This is a genomic window from Xanthomonas sp. SHU 166 (assembly GCF_000364685.1).
Taxonomy (GTDB): domain Bacteria; phylum Pseudomonadota; class Gammaproteobacteria; order Xanthomonadales; family Xanthomonadaceae; genus Xanthomonas_A; species Xanthomonas_A sontii.
Map to the genome: position 1 here is coordinate 1 of NZ_AQOJ01000483.1, position 2,703 is coordinate 2,703.

4 protein-coding genes and 1 pseudogene are annotated in these 2,703 nt (G+C 70.7%); all 5 read left to right on the plus strand.

Annotation, left to right across the window (positions count from 1 at the left end):
- Positions 1-551, plus strand: a 551-nt coding sequence (locus tag D180_RS12570) for an ATP-binding cassette domain-containing protein (RefSeq protein ID WP_017913067.1), incomplete at its 5' end; no start/stop codon positions are given.
- Positions 551-1,300: an MlaE family lipid ABC transporter permease subunit gene (locus tag D180_RS12575; protein ID WP_017909945.1), complete on the plus strand. Its 750-nt coding sequence runs from the start codon at positions 551-553 to the stop codon at positions 1,298-1,300. The genes D180_RS12570 and D180_RS12575, both read left to right, overlap by 1 nt.
- Positions 1,301-1,403: 103 nt before the next feature.
- The gene (mlaD, locus tag D180_RS12580; protein WP_017909944.1) at positions 1,404-1,943 is read left to right on the plus strand and encodes an outer membrane lipid asymmetry maintenance protein MlaD; all 540 of its coding nucleotides are present in this window, start codon (positions 1,404-1,406) and stop codon (positions 1,941-1,943) included.
- A complete protein-coding gene (locus tag D180_RS12585; RefSeq protein ID WP_017909943.1) occupies positions 1,940-2,608 on the plus strand; it encodes an ABC transporter substrate-binding protein in 669 nt (222 codons plus the stop codon). The genes mlaD and D180_RS12585 overlap by 4 nt, the downstream gene beginning before the upstream one ends.
- A pseudogene (locus tag D180_RS24565) lies at positions 2,598-2,703 on the plus strand (anti-sigma B factor antagonist); the annotation flags it as partial. The gene D180_RS12585 and the pseudogene D180_RS24565, both read left to right, overlap by 11 nt.

Below are 2,703 nucleotides of genomic sequence, written 5' to 3' on the forward strand. Positions count from 1 at the left end.
AAACGCGCAAGAGCATCGGCGTGCTGCTGCAGGGCAACGGCCTGCTGACCGACCTGAGCGTGGCCGAGAACGTGGCGCTGCCATTGCGCGCCCACACCCGCCTGCCCGAACCGGTGCTGCAGCGGCTGGTCGCATTGAAGCTGCACGCGGTGGGCCTGCTGGCCGCCGCCGATGCCTGGCCGCGCGAGCTGTCCGGCGGCATGGCGCGGCGCGTGGCGCTGGCGCGGGCGCTGGCGCTGGACCCGCCGCTGATGATCTACGACGAACCCCTGACCGGCCTGGACCCGATCGCCTCCGGCGTGATCATGAGTCTGATCCAGCGCCTCAACCACACCCTGGGCCTGACCAGCATCATCGTCAGCCACCACGTCCACGAGACCCTGCCGATCTGCGACCAGGCCGTGGCCATCGCCAACGGCGGCGTGGTCTTCGCCGGCACCCCGCAGGACCTGCAGGCCAGCACCGATCCGCTGCTGCAGCAGTTCCTGCACGGCCGTCCCGACGGCCCGATCCCGTTCGATGCGCCGCAGCGCGCGCGGAGCGCCGCCTGATGGCCATCGTTGCCCCGATCCGTTCCCTGGGCCGTGCCGGGCTGTTCTTCCTGACCGTGCTGCGCGGCTCGCTGCCGACCCGCGACCTGCTGGCCGAGCTGATCCGCGAGATCTACAAGGTCGGCGCGCGTTCGCTGCCGATCATCGCCGTGGGCGGCGCCTTCGTCGGCCTGGTGCTGACCCTGCAGGGCTACCGCACGCTGCAGACCTATGGCGCCTCCGATGCGCTGTCCACGCTGCTCGGCCTGTCGCTGTACCGCGAGCTGGCGCCGGTGCTGACCGCGCTGCTGTTCATCGGCCGCGCCGGCAGTTCCATCGCCGCCGAGCTCGGCCTGATGCGTGCGACCGACCAGATCAAGGCGCTGGAGCTGATGGCGATCGACCCGGTGGCCAAGGCGGTGGCGCCGCGCTTCTGGGCGGCGGTGCTGACCGTGCCGCTGCTGACCGGCATCTTCTGCTCGCTGGCGATCAGCGCCAGCTATTTCGAGGCGGTGGCGGCGCTCGGCCTGGACCGCGGCACGTTCTGGTCTGCGCTGTCGAGCAGCGTGGATTTCTGGGACGACTTCGGCGTGGCGATGCTGAAGTCGGCGGTGTTCGGTGGCACGGCGGCGCTGGTGGCGGCCTATGTCGGCTTCCATGCCGAGCCGACCATCGAGGGCACTTCGGTGGCCACCACCCGCGCCGTGGTCAACGCCTCGCTGCTGGTGCTGATGTTCAACTTCGTCATGTCGGCGCTGCTGTTCCGCTGAGCGGCGCCAACGCGGGGCCGGCCGGCGACGGCAGGCTCCGCGGCAACATCCCGGTCGCGGCACTGGCGCCGCGGCCACGCTGAATCAACAAGGTAGACACGTTATGGCTCTCCGTGGTCCCCGTCTCGAGTTCGCCGTCGGCGCCTTCCTGCTGCTGGGCCTGGCCTCGCTGCTGGTGCTGGCGCTGGCTTCCACCAACCGCCAGTGGGGCTTCGGCGGCCACCGCTACGACCTGGTCGCGCGCTTCTCGCAGATCGGCCAGCTGCGTGCGCAGGCGCCGGTGAAGATCGGCGGCGTCATCATCGGCCAGGTCGCCAAGATCGACCTGGACCCGACCAAGTTCGACTCGGTGGTGACCCTGTCCATCGACGACAAGTACAAGGACCTGCCGGCCGACACCTCGGCGGCGATCCTGACCAGCGGCCTGCTGGGCGAGAGCTACGTCGGCCTGCAGCCCGGCGGCGACCCCGACACGCTCAAGCCCGGCCAGGAAATCGCCTTCACCCAGCCGGCGGTGGACCTGATCCAGCTGGTCGGCAAGTACATGTTCGGCGGCGGCAGCGCCGGCGGCGACAAGAACGCAACACCCGCTGCCGCACCCTCTGCCGACCCCACCACGCCCGCAACGGAACCCAAGCCATGACGATCAAACTGCTTTCCGCCGCTCTCGCCGCCGCGCTGGCCGTGGCCGCGCCCTCCGCCGCCCTGGCCCAGGCCGCCGCGCCGGCCGCCGCCGCCACCCAGGCCGGTTCGGCCAGCAAGGTGGTGCTGGAGAACAGCACACGCATCCTGACCACGCTGGAACAGCGCCGCAGCGAGTTCAAGAGCAACCCGACCGCGCTGCGCCAGTTCATCGACAGCGAGATGAACAAGTCCTTCGACCGCGACTACGCCGCCCGCCTGGTGCTGGGCGTGCACGGCCGCGGCGCCTCCGACGCCGACGTCAAGCTGTTCGGCGACGCGATGGCCGACAACCTGATGCAGCGCTACGGCACCTCGCTGCTGACCTTCGAAGGCAAGCCGCAGGTGCGGGTGAAGTCGGAAACCCCGCTGCCCGGCGGCCGCGGCGTCAAGGTCTCCACCGAGCTGCTGCGCAGCGGCGGCGACCCGGTGCCGGTGGACTACCTGCTGCGCAACACCGGCGCGGGCTGGAAGATCTTCGACGTGATGGTCGAGGGCGTGTCCTACGTGCAGACCTTCCGCAACCAGTTCGACACCCCGCTGCGCAACAAGTCGATCCCCGAGGTTGCGGCCGAGCTGCGCAACGGCACGCTGCAGGCGGCACCGGCGGGCAACAGTGGCAAGTGATGCGCCGCAGCTGCGCCGCGACGGCGACACGCTCGCGCTGAGCGGCGTGCTCGACCGTGCGGCGGCCACCGCGCTGTGGCCGGCAGCGCTGCGCA